Source organism: Pseudosulfitobacter pseudonitzschiae (assembly GCF_002222635.1).
GTDB classification, from domain to species: Bacteria; Pseudomonadota; Alphaproteobacteria; order Rhodobacterales; family Rhodobacteraceae; genus Pseudosulfitobacter; species Pseudosulfitobacter pseudonitzschiae_A.
The window spans coordinates 23,626-43,402 of the sequence record NZ_CP022421.1; the positions used below are offsets into that span (position 1 = coordinate 23,626).

A 19,777-nucleotide genomic window follows, 5' to 3' on the forward strand; every position below is an offset into this window, starting at 1 on the left:
GGTCAATACTCCAGATCGACGACGATGTTGTCGAGCGCATCGCGATGCGCGGAGGCGTCGGGTGGCACCACAGTCGTGCCCTCGTATTCCTCGACGATTAGCGGGCCGCTTTGCGGTTCGGTGCCCAGATCGCCCCGGCCAATCACCGGCGTTCGGACAAGGCCGTGCGCATCGCCGAACCAGACATCGCGGAAAACCTCCTCGGTTGAAGGGTTCAGTGCGATCGACAGCTCGTTCGGGGTTTTGTGCGCGGGATCGACGGACTTCAACTTCAGCGCCACGATCTCGACCGGTTCGCTGGCGTCAAACGCATGCCCGAACCGGCGCCGATGCTCATCATCGAAACGGGCCCGCAAATCGTCGCGGGAGGCTTCGACGAAGCTTTCGGCGCCCAGATCAACTGTCAATTCGAACGCCTGACCGACATAACGCAACTCAACCTCGCGCGAGCACATCGCGGCGCCGGATTCGAGCGCTAGAAGCTGCTCTGCCTGGCGCTGGAGCCCGGCATAAGTGTTGTCGGCGATCTCGGCAGAAAGGCCGTCGAGACGACCGGGACAAGCGGCGGCGACCGTCACAGAACGTTCTGCCAGAAGCAGGCCCACTGCACTGAACACGCCCGCCGCCGGGGGGACAATCACACGCCGGATCTCCAGGCTGCGCGCAATTCCGACCCCGTGAACACCGCCATTGCCGCCAAACGCGAACATGGAGAAATCGCGCGGGTCGCGGCCACGATAGGTCGTCACCGCCTTGATAGCGCGCACCATCGTCGCATTTGCGACCTGGTGCACACCATAGGCCGCTGCGTGGGGGGTGAGGCTCAGCGGGTCGGCAACGACGCGGGCAACTGCGCCTTGCGACAGCTTGGCGTTGATCGGCACGGTCCCACCGGCGAGCCCGGTCTGGTTGAGATACCTCAAGACGACATTGGCGTCGGTTACGGTCGGTTCGGTCCCGCCGGCGTTGTAACATGCCGGCCCCGGATTGGCCCCCGCACTATCCGGCCCGACCTTGATTGCACCGGCCCGGTCGATCCGCACAATGGAGCCGCCGCCAGCCCCGACCTCGGAAATGTCGATCACCGGCAGTTTTAGAGCGTAACCGCCACCGCCCGCGATGACGCCGGTGGTGCTCATGGACGATCCGACTTCGTAATCCTCGGCAAAGATCACGGAACCGTTCTCGATCATCGACCCCTTGGCGGTGGTTCCACCCATGTCGAATGTGATCGCGTTGTCGATGCCCAGCATCCGCGCCAGATGCGCGGCGCCGACGACACCGGCCGCGGGGCCGCATTCGACGATCTGGGCAGGCGTCGTCTTCACTGCAGCGGCATCCACTGCGCCACCCGAGGATTGCATGATCGAAACCCGCGCCGGACATCCGGCCGTGCTCAGGTCGGCCTCCATACCTTCGAGATAGCGCCGCACCGGCGGGCCGACATAGGCATTGACCACCGTCGTGGAGGTGCGTTCGTATTCCCGGATCTGCGGTAGAACATCGACCGAAAGCGTTACAAACAAATCCGGAAGAAGCTTGCGGATAATTTCCCCTGCGCGGCGTTCGTGCTCGGGGTTGAGATAGGAATGCAGGAAGCAGACGGCGACTGCCTCGACACCGTCGCGTTGCATTTTTTGTGCTGCCTCGCGCACATCATCCTCGTTTAGAGGCGTTTGGATCGAACCATCGGCATCCACACGCTCGCGCGCCTCAAAGCGCAGGTTGCGCGGCGACAAAGGCGATGGCTTGACGTAAAGTGGCTCGTAGAGCTTCGGCACGCGTATGCGGCGCAACTCCAATACATCGCGGAACCCTGCCGTGGTCAGCAGCGCTGTGCGCGCACCCTTGCCCTCGAGAATTGCATTAGTAGCGACCGTGCAGCCATGTGCCATTTCGGTCAGCTTCGACATCGCCAACCCCGCCCCATCGGCCAAGGCCGACACACCGGAGACCACTCCCAATCCATAGTTGGGTGGTGTCGACGGGACTTTCGCCGTCGTCAGCAATCCGTCGGCGTCGATATGGGCGATGTCGGTAAAGGTGCCCCCGATGTCGGAGGCTACGCGCCAGTTCATGAGTTCACTCTTCGTTAATTTGAATGTGCTCGAATGCTAGCGGCGCCCAATAATAAATAAAAACGATAATATTGTATAAAGTTTAATAGATCATCTTTATCGACTTGGCGCTTCCCATTGCCCGAGTGAAGGCAAGCGCGCTATTGACGATTGTCTGCATCGCCGGGGCGTCCGGGCCATCGCGATGGCAGATAGCAAACTGCAAGGAACTTAGCTGGATTTCAGTCTCCAGTAGCTTTAGGGCGTCCGACCGCAATTCCTCGTCAACGACCGCCATCGGCACCGCGCCTATGCCCAATCCTTTGCGTGTCAGCAAAACGATGGTCTGGAGCGACGAAATAGGGTTCAATCGCGGCGATACGCCAGCAGCGCGCAAGTCGCGTTTTAGGTCTTGAAAGGGCTGTGTCACACGCTCGAAAGTAAGGATATTGACCGTTTCAAGTTCCTTCAGCGCCAACCGCCGATTGTGTAAGCCCAACGACGGCGCTGCGGCCAAAACCATTGGACATTCGCAAAGCGGATGATTGACGATCTCGGGATTCGACACCGGCCCGACAATGAAGCAGATATCTAGCTGCTGATTAATCAACTCGTCGCGCAACCGCACCGAGGGGCCGACGCTGAGTTCAAAAGTCGTTTCGGGGAACTGCGTCCCTAGGCTAACTAGAAAATCCGGCAACCATGTCGTAGCCATCGTATCCGAGGCGCCGATCCGCACCACGCCGCCGAGTTCACCACCTTGGCCAACTTCGAACTGCGCTTCGGCGCGTATTTCCAAAAGCTTTTCAGCGTAGGAAAGAAATTTGCGGCCCTGTGGGGTCAGGGCAACCCTGTGACCGCTTCGGTCGAACAGCTTTACCCCCAACCAGTTCTCAAGCGCAACGATGCGCGCAGAGATGGCGGGCTGGGTTGCGTTGAGCCGCTGCGCCGCCTTTTGGTAGGTGCCCATTGTTGCAACGAGATAGAAGCTTTGGATCTGGTCGAAGGTCATGGCCATGACCTTATCACCAACTGCCTGCTAAAGCATACTGGCAAGTCGCTCGGCTGATCCGGCTGCGAGCGTCCAGCCGAATGTGCCGTGCCCGGCGTTGATATAGAGCCCCTCAGGACCGGCGGGGCCGATCATAGGCAGTGAGTTTGGTGTAGTAGGCCTCACTCCGCACCACTCTTGCTGATCGGTGGCGTCGAAATCGGCGGCATCTGGGAACCAACGTCTTGCGACATCAAGGATTCGCTTGATCTTTTGGCGCGACGGCCTGCCGGGACCGGCGAATTCCCCGCTGCCGGTGATCCGCATCCGGTTGCCAAGCCGGCAAAGCGCAACAGCACGCTTGGGGTCGGTGAGAGATACCGTCGGCGCCCCCGAACCAAGCGGAAGCGTCGCGCTGTATCCCCGCAGGGGCGCGATTGGCTGGCGGCCCCGAAAGCGCGGCGCCAGGCGCGGCGCGTCAAGTCCGTTTGCCAGCACTACGATATCCGCCGCAACAAGATCTTCGCCGACGCGGACGCCTACAGCCCGGGCGTCGGAGACTTCAATCTGATCCACCCGTGTTCCGAAGCGGAATGCAACACCCGCCTTTTCCAGCCGCTCGGCTAGGCCAATAGTGAAGGCACGGCAATCGCCAACAGCGCTTGCGGGCGCAAAGATTCCGCCCGCGAAAGGATAGCCCGCATCGGTGAGCCGCGGTTCAACAGACAAGCATTCGTTGCGGGACAGCGCCTCAACTTCGAAGCCCGCCGAATGCCGCAGCTCCAGCTCCGCGCCCGCTTGCCGAAACGCCTCTACGTTCGGGGCGAGCCACAGCTTGCCCGACGTCCGCCGATCGAATTCGAGCGGGTGACGTTCGAGCAGTTGGTCCAGCGCCGCCGCCGACTGGTACGCCAGCGCCAGGAGCGCCTCTGAATTGGCCTTGGCGCGAGCGCTTCGGCACTCGAAAAGAAAACGCACGCTCCAGGGGACGTTGGCAACCGCCGTAGCCAGTGAAAGTGAAACGCCCGATGACAGATCGAGCAGATTGCGCGGCAAAGCGTTAAGAAACCCCGGACTACCAAGCGCCAGCGCGAACGGTGCACACAACTGCGCCGCATTGGCCATGCTGGCACCTTCCGCGGCACGGGGCATCGCCTCGACGACCGTAACTTGAAAGCCGCGCTCCACCAGCGCTTCGGCGGTGGTCACGCCGACAACCCCGGCACCGACTATGACAGCTGTTCGCATACCACCCATCTAAGAATTTCCTTCGCCACGATGCTATTCAGTTCAAAAACGCAGATCGGGTTCAGAAACTCAAACTATTAATTTTAAATAAACTTAATCAAATTTTCTTATATTATGAAAAAGAGCTACTGGATAGACGCTTTGTCTTCGCACAACTTTCAACGGGTCTTTGTCTATCAAAGGCTAGGCTTCAGATTAGAGAACTCACAAGTTCCAATCATGTGTGTGCGTCCACCGTTTTGAGGCGTGATCCTCCCCCGTGAACTGAAGAACGCCCGAGCGGCGCGAAACGTAGGTATCTATTTCGGGATCAGCCACATTCTGAACCGTCCTTTCCCGGTCACCTCCCGGATCGGGCCTTCTTCTTCTATCCAGACCAGGTTCCTCTGAACGGCGGCACGACTTGCGCCTGTCAGTCCTTCGGCCATCGCGGCCATACCGAAGGCCATTCTGTTTGAGTATAACGATGCGCCACCGGTCTGCGGCCCGACAACTTTGCCATGACGTTTTCTGCCCGAACAATCCATGCTCCAATACCGTCTAAGTGACGCATCGCGGTCAGTGCAGCGCTGTTCATCCCATTCAGCCAACGGGCCAACCGCTCAAACGGCACGCCGGATGCGTGCAGTCCCGCTGCCCCGCCCATAGCCAGCAGCGCTAAGATGACACCGTTTCCGTCGCTGGCCGCGGTCCTGGCAGCGGTGACAGCGGCCTCGATCCGGTCTCCATGTGGGCAGATCCGGTAGCATAAAGCAGACACTGGGGCAGTTGCTGCGAAAGCTAACTCTGTCCGCCTTGCTGCACTTTCGCGAAAATAGGGCCAAAGGCTGCTTCCTTGAACCAAGCCGAGAACGAACCGGGGCCTAAGCCCCGATCCTCTTGATGCGGATCCCGAGCTTGCGGGCCTTGTCGACGATGTTCTCGGTGATGCCGGAGCCAGGGGTGGCGATCAGACCCTGAGGCATGGTCTCGAGCATCTTGTCGTTGCGCTTGAAGGGGGCGGCCTTGCCGTGGCTCTTCCAGTCGGGCTTGAAGACCACTTGAGTGACACCGCGCGTATCTGCCCACCGGGCGGCGATCATCTCGGCGCCTTTGGGCGTGCCGCCGTGCAAGAGCACCATGTCCGGGTATTTCGCAAGGGTAGCATCGAGGACGGACCAGATCAGATCGTAGGCCTGATAGTCCCCGCCCGAAAAAGCGATCCGCGTGCCTTCGGGGCAATGCACCTCGGTCTCCTTGCGCCGCTTGGCCGAGAGATAGGCCCGGCTGTCCACCACGGCGGAGGTGAGGCCGCGATGCGAGACGCGTGATCCGGTGCGGGGGAGCCAGGGCGAGCCCATGGCGGCCGAGAAGTGGTCCACGGCCAGATCGCGCATCTGCTCGAAAGCGTCGCGATGGTCCCAGAGCTTGAGCCCGATCATCTGGAGGCGCTCGAGTTCGACCGAGGCGACCTCGGAGCCGTCCTGGATGGCCAGACTTTCCCGGACCTCGAATTCGTTGTCGTCGAGAAGCTTCTGGATATGGGTCAGCCGGCGATGGAAGATCGAGGTCAGGGACCAGAGCATCTCTTCGAGATTGTCTTCCAACTGGCTGCCGGTGAGAAGGCCGATGGTGGTGTCGAAAAGCGTCGCCATGGCGAGCTCGACCTCGTCGAGCTGGGGCAGGGGGCGATGATCGGTCTCGCCCGGCCCGGGCGTTGCGCCGTGAAATGTGAGATGGTCGAGGATGGCGGAGGTTACGCCGGTTTCCTCTTGGATGTCTGTCTGATGGGGCATTGTCTGGTTCCTCTGTTTGATCTGACCCGATTTGGATGGGGCGATAACAGGACCGGCGGCGACCGGGCCGCATCCGTCAGGATCGGAGCGAAGCGGAGAATGCGCACCGGACCAGAAAATTGTTCCCGCGAGGAATGACCCGCCACGGTCATGTGGTGGGGCAGGGGAATTTTCTGGTGCGGGGCGCATTGCTGCCCGGGCGAGGGGCCCCTCTTTCAGCTTTCTTGGGCCCCGACCCGCCGGTCCATCGCTCCCCCTATCCAAACGGGATCAGATCGAGCCCGCGGAACCTTTGCCCCCTCAGTCATCACGAGTGGAGACAGGCGCTCACCCGTCCTCGATCTCCAGACCTTGTGCTTTCATGGCCTTGAGCAGGGACCGGCGCAGCGCATCTCTGCCAAATGCCCGCAGATCGTCGTTGAAATCGTCCATGGTCGGCACAAGATCACCACAGGAAATTCCACGCATTTCCAGACGGTTACGCAATCTCATTGATGCGTTGCGTCCCGCCTCGTCATTGTCTCGCGCGATCCAGATACGCTGGATGCCCGGCGGCGGGATGAAGAGACCAAGATGGGTGGCGGTGAGACAGGAGGCGAGGTCGAACTCCGGGAGAGCCGTGCCGACCGAGAGGGTATTCTCGAGACCTTCGCCGACGATGAGATCAGAGCGCGCCTTGCCGGACCAGAAGCGGATGGCATGGCCATGCAGTTGCCCGAGGATCCGTTTCGGGTTCTCGATCGCGGCCAAGCCGCCATTGGACGGGTCGAGATAGAAACGCGCGCATCCGGTGATCTGGCCTCGATTGTCGGTGATCTTTGCCAGTAGGGCAGGGGCCCTTTGCGGCGGATCGGGATCGTCCTCGCCCTGCCGCAGAAAGACCCGCGGGTGATAGCGCAGGGCCGGGCCAAGCCGTGTGATGCCGCGCGCGTGCAGATAAGTGGCGGCCAAGGTGCCAAGCACCGGCTTGCCAACGGCAAAGAGCTTGCGCGCCCGCGCAATGCGTTTGCTGGAGGCAGCATCGGGGCGCTCAGCCCTTTGGGTTTCACGAGATACGGCAGGGCAGGGGGCCTCGCCGAGAAAAGACCGGGCCTCCCTCAGCGTTTCCTTGAGCGTCACCGACCCAAGCCGTTCCCGCAGCAGGTCGATCAGGTCGCCGTATTGCCCCGTCGCGAAATCGGCCCAGGATCCGGCTTTGCGCCCGTCCTGCGCCTGGAGCCGGATGGCGAGACTCTGCCCCCTTGCACCAGACGTGTCACCGACCTGCCAATAATTGCCCTGCTTGCGTCCCTCGGGGAAATACTGGCGGCAGAAACTCTCGGCCCGGTCTGCAAGATCGGCCGAGAGGTCCGCGATGCTGCGCCGCGCGCTCATGCGGCAGCATCCGTGGCGCTGGCGCCAACCGGATGTTCGGCGAGCACACGCGCCAGCACGTCGGTGCCGTCCACCGGAATGAACACCCGCGTTTTCCACTGGATCACCTCGGTAAAACAGCCCATGGCCTTCAACCCCGGCAGGGCCGCGCCCGAGGCGCTGATCAGCTCGAGTCTCGGCTGTCCCATGACCAGTGAGCGGCGCAGCTGATAGCCACCGAGCAGGTTGAGGGTTGTCCTCGCGTCCATCACCGCAGCAAAGACCTCCTGCGGTGTCATCTCGATCTGACAATCGAGGCCAAGCCGCGCGTAGACGTTCAGGAGTTGCTCCTGACTGACCAGACGGCCAATGGCGCGCTCCCCGTCCTCGGTCTGCAGGCGATAGATGCGCATGTTGTCGGCAGGGAGCCGGTCCCAGATCGGCAGGAGCAACCCGCAGATCAGCGTGATCTTCGACGTGGTGAACTCCGGCACGGCATCGACCTCAGCCTGCCAAAGCTGTTTGAACATCGCATCATCGACCTCTTCCCAGTGCGATTTCGAGAACTCGGAAAGCGCGAGGATCTCGGTGGCCATGGGCCGCAGCAGTTTCACCCGCAGGATCGGCACGCCATCCTCGTCCATGAAGGCCGGCGCCTTCACCATCAACGCCGCGCGCTTGGACGTCGTGTTCCAGCAAAGCGTCGCGCCGTCCGTGTTTGCGCAGATCGATTTGACGCGGGGCAGGGTGAGCGGGTCGTTGCGATCGGTCCGCTCAACGGTCAGCGCGGTCGCCGTCGCCCCCGTCGCCTCATGCTCGAAGATGACCTTGCGGTCGACAATTTCGAATTTCTCGGCGCGCAGGGTCTCTAACCCGACGTCCAGCGTGCCCGCCTGACGGGCGTCTTCAATGATGGCCGAAAGAACCGCGCCGAAGGCTTCGAAAATCGCATCCTGCATGTCAATGCGGAGCGCGAGACAACGGTTCAGGAACTGCTGGATCGGTGGAAGGTTTTCTTTCATGGAGCCATCCGCCTCATCGAGCGTCAGCCCGGTCATCTCCTGGAACTTTGCGTAGGAGCAGGCCTCGATCTTGCCCGCGCGCAGCTTGTAGAAGAACTGGCGCAGCGCCGCCCGTGCGTAGGGGCTCTCGAGATTGTCCTCAGCGCGGAACATGTTCTGACCGCCGGTCTCGCGTTGCCCCTTGGTGATGGCACCAAGCGTGTCGAGGCGGCGGGCGATGGTGGAGAGGAACCGCTTCTCACCCTTCACATCTGTGGCCACCGGCCGGAAAAGCGGCGGCTGCGCCTGATTGGTGCGATTGGTGCGTCCGAGCCCTTGGATCGCATTGTCGGCCTTCCAACCGGGTTCCAGCAGATAATGCACCCGAAGGCGCTGGTTCTTGGCCCCAAGATCGGCGTGATAGCTGCGCCCGGTGCCACCGGCATCGGAAAAGATCAGGATGCGTTTGGCGTCATCCATAAAGGCCTGAGTCTCACCGAGGTTGGAGGAGGCGGGCCGGTTCTCGACCTTGAGCCGACCTTCCCGCGTCTTCACTATGCGTCGCTTGCGCCCTGTGACCTCGGCCACCGCGTCACCTCCAAACTGCCAAAGGATCTGATCGAGCGCGCCCTGCACCGGGGCGAGGGCACCAAGGTGCTCGACAAGCTCATCCCGCCGCCGTTCCGCGTCACGGCAGATAATCGGATTGCCGTCGCCATCAAGGGCGGGGCGCGAACGCAGATCACCATTCTCGTCCGTGTAGGGCTCGAAGAGCTGCGTCGGGAAGCTGTGCATCAGGTAGTCCATGATGTTCTCACGCGGAGTAAAATCGACCTGCAGATCATCCCAGTCCGAGGGCGGGATATCCTCGAGGCGGCGTTCCATCACCGCCTCGCTGGTCGAGACCACCTGGATCACCGCCGAATGTCCTGTCGCCAGGTCCGCCTCGATGGCACGGATCAGGGAGGGGCATTTCATGGCGGTGATGAGGTGGTTGAAGAAACGCTGCTTGTTGCTCTCGAAAGCCGAGCGCGCGGCGGATTTCGCCTGGGCGTTCAAGGTGCCGGTCTCGCAGGAAATGCCCGAGGCCTGAAGCGCTGCCTCGAGGTTATTGTGGATGATCTGGTAGGCATCGGCGTAGCTGTCATAGATGGCGACCTGGGCGGACGTGAGGTCGTGCACCAGCATCTCGTATTCGACCCCGGCATAGGAGAGGGAGCGCGCGAGATAGAGCCCGAGCGCCTTCAGGTCGCGTGAGATCATCTCCATGGCGGCAATGCCCCCAGCCTCCATCGCGGCGACAAACTCATCCCGCGTCACAAAGGGGAAATCCCCGGTGCCCCAGAGGCCAAGTCGCGAAGCATAGGCGAGATTGCCGACAACCGTCGCCCCAGTGGCTGAAACATAGAGCACGCGCGCATCGGGCACGGCGTTCTGCAGGGCAAGGCCCGCAAGACCTTGCTGGGACGCCTTCTTGTCGCCGCGGTCCGACTTTTCGCCAGCAGCATTCGCCATGGCGTGGCTTTCGTCGAAGGCGATGACCCCGTCGAACCCTTCGCCAAGCCAGGACGTCACCTGATCGAGGCGGGAGGCTTTTCCCTCGCGTGTTGCCGAGCGCAGTGTCGCGTAAGTGACGAAGAGGATGCCCTCAGGCAGGCGGATGTCGCCGCCCTGACGGAATTTAGAGAGCGGCACGATGTCGCTTTCGCGACCCCCGAGGGCCATCCAGTCGCGCCGCGCATCTTCGATGAGCTTGTCGCTCTTCGAGACCCAGACCGCCCGGCGGCGACCTTTCAACCAGTTGTCGAGGATGATACCCGCGACCTGACGCCCCTTGCCGCAGCCCGTGCCATCACCCAGAAACCAGCCTTTGCGCAGGCGAAAGGCACCTTCGTCGCCCTCGGTCGCTGCCATGAGCTGGCACTCTACCTCACCGCGCCGGAACCAGCCTTTGAGATGCGTCTCGTGTGCATTACCCGCATAGATCACGCTTTCCAGCTGCGGGGCGGAGAGAAGTCCGTCCGCGACGAGGCTCTTCGGCAGGACGGGACAATAAGTCGGGACAGGCGGCGGCACCGATGCCATGGCCGCGGATTGCACCAGTTCGGTCGGATGTTCCGCGGCGCCGTCGATCTGGATCGCCTGCAGGTCATAGGCCTCGTAGACAGTGTCCTGCAACGCGCCGCCCGGTTCGCTCAAGGCTTTCGGCAGGTAATCGAGCGATACCGTCTCGATGTCGTCGAACGGGTGCTTGGCGCGCTCAACGGCGAGGGCTCGGGTTTCCTGGCGGGCGGCATTACGCAGGGCATGCAGGTTGGTGCGGGTCGAAGGCGTCGAAACAGCCAAGGCTGAACCAGTAGGGCAGGGCGGAGGGCTGCGGCGTTCCGGGCAATGAGCGAGCACTGCGGAAAGAAGATCGCCCGTGGTCGCGCAGATCGGATGATAGGCGGCCTCGATGTCAGCCGGCGCGGTCGCTTCAGCGCCAGTCGCGCGCTTGTCGATCACCGTCAGCCGCGTGTCGATCGTGGTGCCATGCCGCGCGAAGACCTTGCCGTCGACGGCAGCGGAGAAGACCACGTCGGCGCTCTGACTGATCCGCTGAAAGGTCGATTGGAGGGATTTCGTGGAGGGCTGAAAGCTCTCGCCGGTGATGACGACAAGCCGCCCACCGGGCGCGAGGCGGGCGAGAGCCGAAAGCACATGCTGACTGGTCGCCTGCCGGAACCGGCCTTCAACATGGTTCGCGGCGGAAAATGGCGGGTTCATCACCACGACCGAAGGCGTGAGTGACCGATCCAGCCGGTCGTCGATCGAAGCGGCGTCATGATCCGAGACAACGGCCTCGGGAAACAGCTGCCCGAGCAAGGCATGGCGGGTCTCGGCAAGTTCATTGAGCATCAACCGCGCGCCCGCGATCCGTGCGAAGATCGCCAGCATGCCGGTGCCAGCTGAAGGTTCCAGGACCAGATCGCCCCCGCGAAACCCCGCTGCCTGCGCGACGATGGCCGCAAGGGGCAAAGGCGTTGAGAATTGTTGCAGACGCACGCTGTCTTCAGAACGCCGCGTGTGGGACGGAGCCAGACCGGCGAGACGTTCGATCATGGTGAGGAAAGCTTGCGGCGAGGCCGCCTGGCGCTGCATCAGCGCGCCGTAGCGGGCAAGCATCAGGATCTGGGCAACCTCGGCCGCCTCATAGGCGTCTTTCCAGACCCAAGCGCCGTTCGTGTCGCTGGCGCCGAAAGCATCCTCCATCGCGGCGCGTAAGGCGGCGGCGTCGATGGTTTTACCAGCCTCGAAGAAAGAGACGAGGGCAGTTGCAGCCTGCATCAGGTGTTGGGCGAAGCCCGGGGCCGCGGGCAGGGAAGGGGCCTCGGCAGGGCTGGCAAGCGGGACGGATTGGGGGTGAGCGTTCATCGGCAATCTCCGGGGTTGAGGGTTGGCCCCCAAGCCCCGTGCGCACTCTCTCGCCCGGGAGGGGTCACCCCTCCCGCCCTGCCTCTCACTTTTTCATGGCTAAGCCTGACGACGGCGTAGGCACTTGCAGACTTAATCTAGCGGGGTGGGCCACTACGAGACCTTTGCGCGGTCAAGGTCCAGAGGATATCCTCAGACCGACCTCCCGCCCGTCGCGAAAGGCTGCTGCGGCGAGACGCGGGGCGGCGGCGTCGCCAATCGGACGTACATCGATATCGCGCGCCCGAAGTTCTTCGAGGAGGGCCGTATCGGTCCGATTGCCTGTCGCCAGAACCAGCGAATCCGCCGCAATGTCGGTCTCTTCACCGGTCAGCAAAGAGGTGCAACGTGCGCCCGCGTTCGACCAGCGCAAGATCGCGCTCTCAGTGACAAAGGTCACCCCCAGCCGGGCAAGCGTTTGACGTGCGCTGAAATCCGTTGCGCTGCGCACCAACTCGCGGGCGATCATGGCGTCAGGGGTGATGATGGTTACCTCGTGCCCCGCCTCGGCCAGATGCCAGGCGGTGCCAATTCCCTTCCACTGGCCACCCTCATCGAGGATCAACACGCGATGTCCTAGGCGGGCAGCGCGGCCCATGACATCTTCGGTCGACCAGACATTGCCTGTTTCGATGCCCTGCAGTTCGGCCACCTGTGGCCGCGCCTTTTGGAATCCGGTACCGGGGAGCAGAGAGCCGGTGGCAAGGATCACGACATCGGCACTGACATCCGCGATATCATCGGCATCCATGTAACAGTTGAAGCGGATCTCGACGCCCAACTTGGTCAGTTGCCGCTCATACCATGCGATCAGGTCGGTGATCTGGGCGCGACGCGGTTGCAGCCCGGCCAAACGGAACTGGCCACCGAGTTCTGGTGCGGCCTCCGCCAGGATCACGCGATGTCCGCATTCGGCGGCCACGCGCGCAGTCTCCAGGCCAGCAGGTCCGCCGCCGACCACCAAGACGTATTTCGGCGCGGGGGAGGGGGTGAAGCGATCTCCGCCCCACTCGAATTCATGTCCCACAGACGGGTTGATCAGGCAGGAGATGTAATAGTCACGCCCACGTCGGCCCCAGCATTGCTGATTGCAGGACAGACATCCGCGGATGTCCTCGGTTCGGCCATCGGCCGCCTTGTTGACCATATGCGGATCGGCGATCTGCCCGCGCACGATGGAGACGAGATCCGCCTGACCGGCTCCGAGCACGGCATTGGCATTATCCGGAGTTCGGATATTGGCTTCGGCGGTCACGCGGGCACCAAGCCCTGCCTGTTTCAGACGCTCCGCCAGATCGGCGCCCAAGTTCTCGGGGTACTGAAAACTCGGGATGATTTTCTGGAAATCGACATAGCTTCCCGCGCCGACGGTGACATAATCCATCAGCCCTTCGGCATCGTGCAGGGTGACGATTTCGACCATCTCGTCACGGGTCGGAAAGACGCCGGTGGTCGGATCGTCCGACACGGACAGCCCGATAATGAACTGATCGCCGCAGGCGTCGCGCACTCGGCGCAGGATTTCGCGCGAGAACCGTGTGCGGTTCTCAAGGCTGCCGCCCCATTCGTCTTCGCGCTGGTTCGAGAACGGTGTCCAGAACTGGTCGAGAAGGCAATGGTAAGCGGCCCAGATTTCCACCCCGTCGAACCCGGATTTCTGGCAGCGGATCGCGGCCTGGACAAAGCCGTCGATGGTTTCTTCGATCTCGGCCACGGACATGGCGCGGCTGCCATCGTTGTCGTGATAGCTTGGTCCCCCTGAGGGGGACCAGTTCGCGTGCCAGCTGTTGTCCCAATCACCGTGCGCACCGACGTGGTAGAGTTGCTGGATCATCACTGCGCCTTCTGCCCGGCAGGCCTTGGTGATGCGTGCGAAATGCGGAATCACATCGTCGCTGGAATGGCGGAAGTTGCCACGGGTCAGCACGGCTGCGGCATGTACCGGCATGGGTTCCACCACGATCATCGCCGCGCCGCCTTTGGCGCGCTCGAGGTAGTAACCCAGATGCCTGTCCCCGGGCAGGCCATCGTCCGCCATGTTGGTGGTATGGGCGCCGAAGACGATACGGTTGCGCAGGGTTTTGTGGCGCAGCGTGAGTGGATTAAAAACGTGCTTGAGGCTCATTCTTTGGTCTCCAGCCTGTCCAGCCCATCACGCAGGGCTTCGCGCATGCCGCTTTCCTCAAGAGATTGGCGCAGGCGCTGATTGAAGCCGCCCGGCGTATTCAAGGCCTCGACCACCTTTCCGGCTGGGGTATCGGCCAGGCTTGAAGCCACCAGGTGACGCAAGAAAGCGTCTCCCCGTTCCGGATCCGCCACCCGGGCTGCCAGCCAGGCAGTCGTGTCTTCCACCAGCCGCGCGACCGGCGAAAGGACAGCCTGGGCGCTGATATAGGCCGCCATCTCAGCATCATTTTTTATCATGTAGACAGTGTTGGCCGACGTGACGAGAGAGCGGACCAGATCGCCGTCGCCTTGCACAAGCACCGGCGAACCTCCCGAAGCGATACCGGGAAAAGGGAGCATGATTGCCGAGGCCCGCGCCGGGGCGATCATGGTAGCGACCGTAGTCAGCGAGGCTCCCCCCATCAGCGAAATCACCTGTTGCTCCGCGCGGAACGACAGGTCTCGCAGGATGTTCGGAGCCGCCTCAGCGATGAGCGCCACGAGGATGATATCGCTCCGATCGATCACCTCCTGGTTGGAGGCAACGGCGACGTTGTCGAATTCTTCGGCCAGCGCTTGCGCGTGGCGCGCGCTGCGTTCGGACACGGTGATCTGATGCCCGCCCCCGGCGACACCCCGGACAACCGCTGAGGCGATTGTACCTGTTCCGATGATCCCGATCCGCATCACTTCGCCCCCCACGTATCTGACAACCGATACCCCTCCGGCCAGGGATCGGACGGGTCCAACATGTGCTGGTGAATACCGGTGACCCAGCCGCGGCCGGAGATTTCCGGGACGATGGCCGCGCGACCTCCGATCGTTGTTTCGCTGACGATGGTCCCCGAAAACGTCGAACCGATCACCGAGCGCGCGGTCAGGCGATCAGCAATTTTCATCACGCCGCGTGCGTGCAGCAGGGCCATACGGGCCGAAAGTGCGGTGCCGGTTGGCGACCGGTCGACCTTGCCGGGCTGGATTGCCACCGCAGCGCCTGTTGTCAGACCCTGCGGTCCGTCGGTCAGAGGTCCGGCAAAGAGGCAGAACGAGATATGCTGCCAATCGGCGTTCTCGGGATGGGTGAAGCCCAGCTGGTCGTTGGCTGCATTCGTGATGCGGACACCAAGTTTGGCGATGTCGTGTGCCTCGGATTCAATCAGCGAAAAACCTAGCGCCGCCGCATCGACGACCACGAAACTGTCACCGCCATAGGCCGTGTCGATGGTCAGGGTGCCTAGGCCTTCGACCTCCAGCTTTTGGTCAAGCTCGGCAGCGAAGGAGGGTACGTTCTGGACGTGGATGCGTTCGGCCTTGCCGTTTCGGCATTCTGCCCGCACACGCACCAACCCACCCGGAGCTTCGAGCACCATGTGCGTTTCCGGTTCCTGCATCGGTACCAGACCCGCGTCCAGCAACACGGTTGAGACGCAGATCGAATTGGAGCCGGACATCGGTGGCGTGTCCTCGGGCTCCATGATGATCCAGGCGGCCTGGGCATCGGGATGCTTGGGTGGCACCAGAAGGTTGACGTGCCGGAAGACCCCGCCGCGCGGTTCGTTCAAAACGAAATTACGCAAGGTCTGGTCGCGCGCGATCCATCGGCTCTGCTCCCAGACCGTGTCGCCGGGCGGCGGCAGGACGCCGCCAACGATCACGTCGCCGACCTCGCCCTCGGCATGGGCGGAGATCACGTGGATGGTCTTGGTCGAGCGCATGTCAGATATCCTTCATCAGCCGCAGCGCGTCGTAGATTGCCGCGTGGGTGTTGCGGGCGCTGACCGCGTCGCCGATGCGGAACAGCTGGAAGCTGCCGTCCGGGTTGCGCATCACGGCCTGTGGACGCCCTTCGATCAGGGCGTCGTGGTCGACCGCACCGCCATTGGAGGACAGGGGCTTCAGCTCGAAGTAGAGATCGTCTAGCGGCAGGGTGCCATAGTTCACAACGATCTGGTCGTAGGTCTTCTGGCTGGTAAAACTACTGTAGTCCGTCCCGATCGTGGCCTTGAGACGGTTACCCTCCTTTTCCACGGCCTTCAGGCGACGGGTGACAGTAAAGGTCACATCCTTGTCCTGCAGCGCCCGCATGTAAGGCACGAGGTTCATCGCCATGATGTCTGGGGCAAAGGTCCGGTCAGGGGTCATGACCTCGACCTTAGCACCCGCGTTTGCCGCAATCTCTGCGGCCATGACACCGGGATGATCGCCGCTTTCGTCATAAATCAGAACATCCTGCCCGGGCTTCACGTCGCCCGAAATCAGGTCCCAGGCCGAGACGACGAGAGGCTGATCGGTGCGATCCTCGAACAGGCCGGTGTTGGGCAGCCCGCCGGTGGCGACAATCACCACGTCGGGGTTCAGGTCGGTCACGTCGCCGGCTTCGGCCCAGGTGTTGAAGCGGAACTCGACGTCGCGGGCCGCACATTGCGCCATCCGCCAGTCGATGATCGAGATCATCTCGCGCCGACGTGGGTTCTGCGCCGTCAGGCGGACCTGCCCGCCAGGATCGGGCTGGACCTCGAAAACGGTGACGTGGTGACCGCGCTCTGCCGCGACCCGGGCCGCTTCCAGCCCGGCTGGGCCGGCACCGATGATGACCACGCGCCTGCGGGTCTCGGCCGGTGCGATCTCGTGCGGCATCGTCAACTCGCGCCCGGTGGCCGCGTTGTGGATGCAAAGAGCCTCGCCCGCCGCATAGATACGGTCGAGACAATAGGTGGCGCCGACGCAGGGCCGGATGTCGTCCTCACGCCCTTCGACGATCTTCTTCATGATATGCGGATCGGCCATGTGGGCGCGGGTCATGCCCACCATGTCCAAGAGCCCCGCCTGAACGGCATGACGGGCGGTGGCCACATCGGGAATCTTGGCCGCGTGGAAGGTCGGCATCCCGGTCGCCTTCTTCACCTCGCCTGCGAAATCCAGATGCGGGGCGTTCTTCATGCCCTGGACCGGGATCACGTCGGTCATCGCCGGATCGGTATGGATGCGACCCCGGATCACGTTGAGGAAATCGACCATGCCGCAATCAGCCAGGCGTTTGGAAATCTCGATGCCTTCCTCGGGCGTGATCCCCCCAACCTCGGCCTCATCCGCCGTGTAACGCAGGCCGACGATGAAGTCGTTGCCCACCCGCTCGCGAATACCGGCGAGCACGTCCATCAGCAGCTTCATCCGGCTGTCGAGGCTTTGCCCGCCATAGGACCCGTCCAGATCGTTGGTCAGGGGTGACCAGAACTGGTCCAGCAGGTGGCCGTAGACCTGCAATTCGATCCCGTCCATACCGCCAGCCTTCATCCGCTCGGTCGCATCAGCAAAGTCGGTGATGATGCGCTCGATATCCCAGTCTTCGGCGCGCTTGGGGAAGGCCCGGTGGGCCGGTTCGCGGTGCATGGTCGATGATACCGACGGGAGCCATGCGCCTTTATCCCAGCGGGTCCGACGGCCCAGATGCGTCAGCTGGATCATCACCGCGCAACCATGGTCATGGCAGGCATCGGTCAGCTGTTTGATCCACGGCACCACCTCGTCCTTGTAGGCGAGGATGTTGTTGAACACGGGCGGGCTGTCCTTGGACACCGCTGCCGAACCAGCCGTCATGGCCAATGCCACCCCGGCCTTGGCGCGCTCCGCATGATAGGCGGCATAGCGCTCTTTCGGCATCCCGTCTTCGGGATAGGCCGGTTCATGACTGGTGGTCATGATCCGGTTCCGCAGCGTCAGGTGTTTGAGTTGATAGGGTTGAAGAAGGGGATCGTTGGACATGGGCGGGCCTCCTTGGCGGATAGCGTCTGTATCCTCAAAATGTTCAGATATGTCAAGTAGAGGTTCATGTCTGTATATTTTCCTTGTGACCACCATCACGGCGGACTAATGTTGACGCCATGACCGCAAAGAAAGAAACACTCGAATCCGACGAAAAGACCACCGGCTGGCGTGGGTCGCGCGAGGTCTGGATGGACGCCGCGAGACAGGCGCTGATCTCTTCGGGCGTCGATGCGGTGAAGATTCAGCCGCTGGCGAGCCAGCTGCAGATTGCGCGCACCAGCTTCTATTGGTTCTTCAAGGACCGGAATGCGCTCTTGGATGCGTTGCTGGAGGAGTGGGATGTCAAGAACACCGGCGCCTTCATCGAGGCCTGCGGCACCTATGCAGAGACAATTTCCGAGGCAGTCCTGAATCTGATTGTGGTCTTCCACGATGAGGCGCTCTTCGAGCCGCAACTCGATTTTGCGATACGGGGATGGGCGCACAAGTCCGACCTGGCCGCGGCACGGGTTCACGAGGCCGACCAGGCCCGGTTGGCAACGATCCGGGCGATGTTCATGCGCTTCGGGTTCGCCGAGGATGAGGCGGATGTCCGGGCGCGGACCGTCTACCTGACCCAGATTGGCTACATCGCAATGCAGGTTTCCGAGGCCAGGGTCGTACGGATGGCGCGGGCACCCGGCTATGTGAAGACCTTTTGCGGGCAAGCGCCGAGCCCGAGTGAACTGGCCCGGTTCTACGCGCGCCTGAAATTCGACCCTACAGTTGCGACCTGAGGATACGACGTCGCCATGACCATTCGCCAGATCACCTACGATGACACCATCGAACATCTATCTTGGCCGGACGCCGTGGCGGCTCTGCGGGAGGGGCACCGTCTGCCGCGCGCACAGGTCGCCGACATGTTTCTCGGGCCTGGGGACGCGACTCTTTTAAGCCGTGGCGCCTGGATCGAAGGTTTGGGATTTGGGGTGAAGTCAGTCACGGTGTTCGACGACAACTCGCGGCAGGGCTTGCCGACGATCCAGGGCGGGATGCTGGTGTTCGAGCCAACGAACGGATGCCTTGAAGCGGTCATCGAAGGTCGCCTCGTCACCGAAATCAAAACGGCTGCCGACTCTGTTCTAGGCGCAACCTATCTCGCGCGACCCGACAGCTGGCATTTGTTGATCGTCGGAGGAGGCACTGTCGCGCGCAGCCTGATCGAGGCCTACACTGCGGTGTTTCCGGGGCTCAAGCGCGTGTCGATCTGGACACGGCGCCCGGAGCAGGCGCGCGTCCTCGCTGCCGAATGGCCGCCCGGGGCGTTCACTGTCGGAGCGGTCCCCAACCTGGCTGAGGCGGCAGGACAGGCCGACATCATCAGCTGCGCAACCATGGCCCGCGAGCCGGTACTTCGGGGCGCGTGGCTACGTCCGGGAACCCATGTGGATCTTATCGGCGCCTACAAGGCGGACATGCGCGAGGCAGATGACGATCTGATCTCAAGCGCGTCCCTTTATGTCGACAGCCGAGAGACAACCATCCATCACATTGGCGAGTTAATGATGCCGATCGCGAGCGGGGCAATCTCCGAGGCAAGCGTCATCGGCGACTTGTACGATCTTGCAATGGACGGCGCTTCGGCGCGCAGGAGCCCAGACGAGATCACGGTCTACAAGAACGGCGGTGGCGCTCACCTCGATCTGATGACGGCGCGCTACATCTCGAGTCTTGTGTCCGATACTTGAACGCCCTGCACGACCACCGGGTCTTGAGGTATTTTTTACCTATTATGGTTTTCAAAAGGAAAAAGGCGGCATCCGGGAGGAGGTGGATGCCGCCGTTTAGCTCAGATCGGCTCAGGGAGGAGGAGAGAACCGATCATATTCGAGACATAGTGGTCATGCTGCGACCGCACAATAGCTGTGCCATGTTGATTCCGCATTGCAGCAATGCTGATCCGCTTGGGCTCTGCGCAAAAGTGTG

The 19,777-nt window shown here is 62.2% G+C and carries 12 protein-coding genes and 1 pseudogene; 2 read left to right on the forward strand and 11 right to left on the reverse strand.

Annotated features, from left to right (window positions below):
- Nucleotides 1-2: 2 nt before the first annotated feature.
- The 11 genes and pseudogenes from SULPSESMR1_RS24080 to SULPSESMR1_RS24130 all read right to left on the reverse strand — a co-directional run bounded on the left by SULPSESMR1_RS24080 (nt 3) and on the right by SULPSESMR1_RS24130 (nt 17,806).
- Entirely contained in the window at nt 3-2,078 is a 2,076-nt protein-coding gene (locus SULPSESMR1_RS24080; RefSeq protein ID WP_089423573.1) for a hydantoinase/oxoprolinase family protein, read from the reverse strand.
- 82 nt (nt 2,079-2,160) lie between these two features.
- Nucleotides 2,161-3,075: a LysR family transcriptional regulator gene (locus SULPSESMR1_RS24085; protein WP_089423574.1), complete on the reverse strand. Its 915-nt coding sequence runs from the start codon at nt 3,073-3,075 to the stop codon at nt 2,161-2,163.
- Between the two features lie 21 nt (nt 3,076-3,096).
- Nucleotides 3,097-4,305, reverse strand: coding sequence for an FAD-dependent oxidoreductase (locus tag SULPSESMR1_RS24090; protein WP_089423575.1), 1,209 nt, complete (start codon nt 4,303-4,305; stop codon nt 3,097-3,099).
- A gap of 290 nt (nt 4,306-4,595) precedes the next feature.
- Nucleotides 4,596-5,026 (reverse strand): annotated as a pseudogene (locus SULPSESMR1_RS25690) (hypothetical protein); the annotation flags it as partial.
- Nucleotides 5,027-5,159: 133 nt separating this feature from the next.
- A complete protein-coding gene (locus tag SULPSESMR1_RS24100) occupies nt 5,160-6,071 on the reverse strand; it encodes a DUF2493 domain-containing protein (protein WP_089423576.1) in 912 nt (303 codons plus the stop codon).
- Between the two features lie 327 nt (nt 6,072-6,398).
- Complete coding sequence (locus SULPSESMR1_RS24105) at nt 6,399-7,445, reverse strand: DUF7146 domain-containing protein (RefSeq protein ID WP_089423577.1); 1,047 nt, start codon at nt 7,443-7,445, stop codon at nt 6,399-6,401.
- The gene (locus SULPSESMR1_RS24110) at nt 7,442-11,839 is read right to left on the reverse strand and encodes a strawberry notch-like NTP hydrolase domain-containing protein (protein WP_089423578.1); all 4,398 of its coding nucleotides are present in this window, start codon (nt 11,837-11,839) and stop codon (nt 7,442-7,444) included. The genes SULPSESMR1_RS24105 and SULPSESMR1_RS24110 overlap by 4 nt, the downstream gene beginning before the upstream one ends.
- Before the next feature lie 172 nt (nt 11,840-12,011).
- A complete protein-coding gene (locus SULPSESMR1_RS24115; RefSeq protein WP_089423579.1) occupies nt 12,012-14,003 on the reverse strand; it encodes an FAD-dependent oxidoreductase in 1,992 nt (663 codons plus the stop codon).
- Nucleotides 14,000-14,731 carry an NAD(P)-binding domain-containing protein gene (locus tag SULPSESMR1_RS24120; RefSeq protein WP_089423580.1) on the reverse strand — a complete coding sequence of 244 codons (732 nt, stop codon included), beginning with the start codon at nt 14,729-14,731 and terminating at the stop codon, nt 14,000-14,002. The genes SULPSESMR1_RS24115 and SULPSESMR1_RS24120 overlap by 4 nt, the downstream gene beginning before the upstream one ends.
- Nucleotides 14,731-15,759: a trans-3-hydroxy-L-proline dehydratase gene (locus tag SULPSESMR1_RS24125; protein WP_089423581.1), complete on the reverse strand. Its 1,029-nt coding sequence runs from the start codon at nt 15,757-15,759 to the stop codon at nt 14,731-14,733. The genes SULPSESMR1_RS24120 and SULPSESMR1_RS24125 overlap by 1 nt, the downstream gene beginning before the upstream one ends.
- Before the next feature lies 1 nt (nt 15,760).
- Nucleotides 15,761-17,806 (reverse strand): NADH:flavin oxidoreductase, encoded by a 2,046-nt coding sequence (locus SULPSESMR1_RS24130; RefSeq protein WP_089423582.1) that lies wholly within the window; start codon nt 17,804-17,806, stop codon nt 15,761-15,763.
- Nucleotides 17,807-17,925: 119 nt separating this feature from the next.
- Between SULPSESMR1_RS24130 and SULPSESMR1_RS24135 the strand changes: the two genes are divergently transcribed.
- The gene (locus SULPSESMR1_RS24135) at nt 17,926-18,585 is read left to right on the forward strand and encodes a TetR/AcrR family transcriptional regulator (protein ID WP_089423583.1); all 660 of its coding nucleotides are present in this window, start codon (nt 17,926-17,928) and stop codon (nt 18,583-18,585) included.
- Between the two features lie 15 nt (nt 18,586-18,600).
- Nucleotides 18,601-19,539 (forward strand): ornithine cyclodeaminase family protein, encoded by a 939-nt coding sequence (locus SULPSESMR1_RS24140; RefSeq protein ID WP_089423584.1) that lies wholly within the window; start codon nt 18,601-18,603, stop codon nt 19,537-19,539.
- The last annotated feature ends 238 nt before the right edge of the window (nt 19,540-19,777 follow it).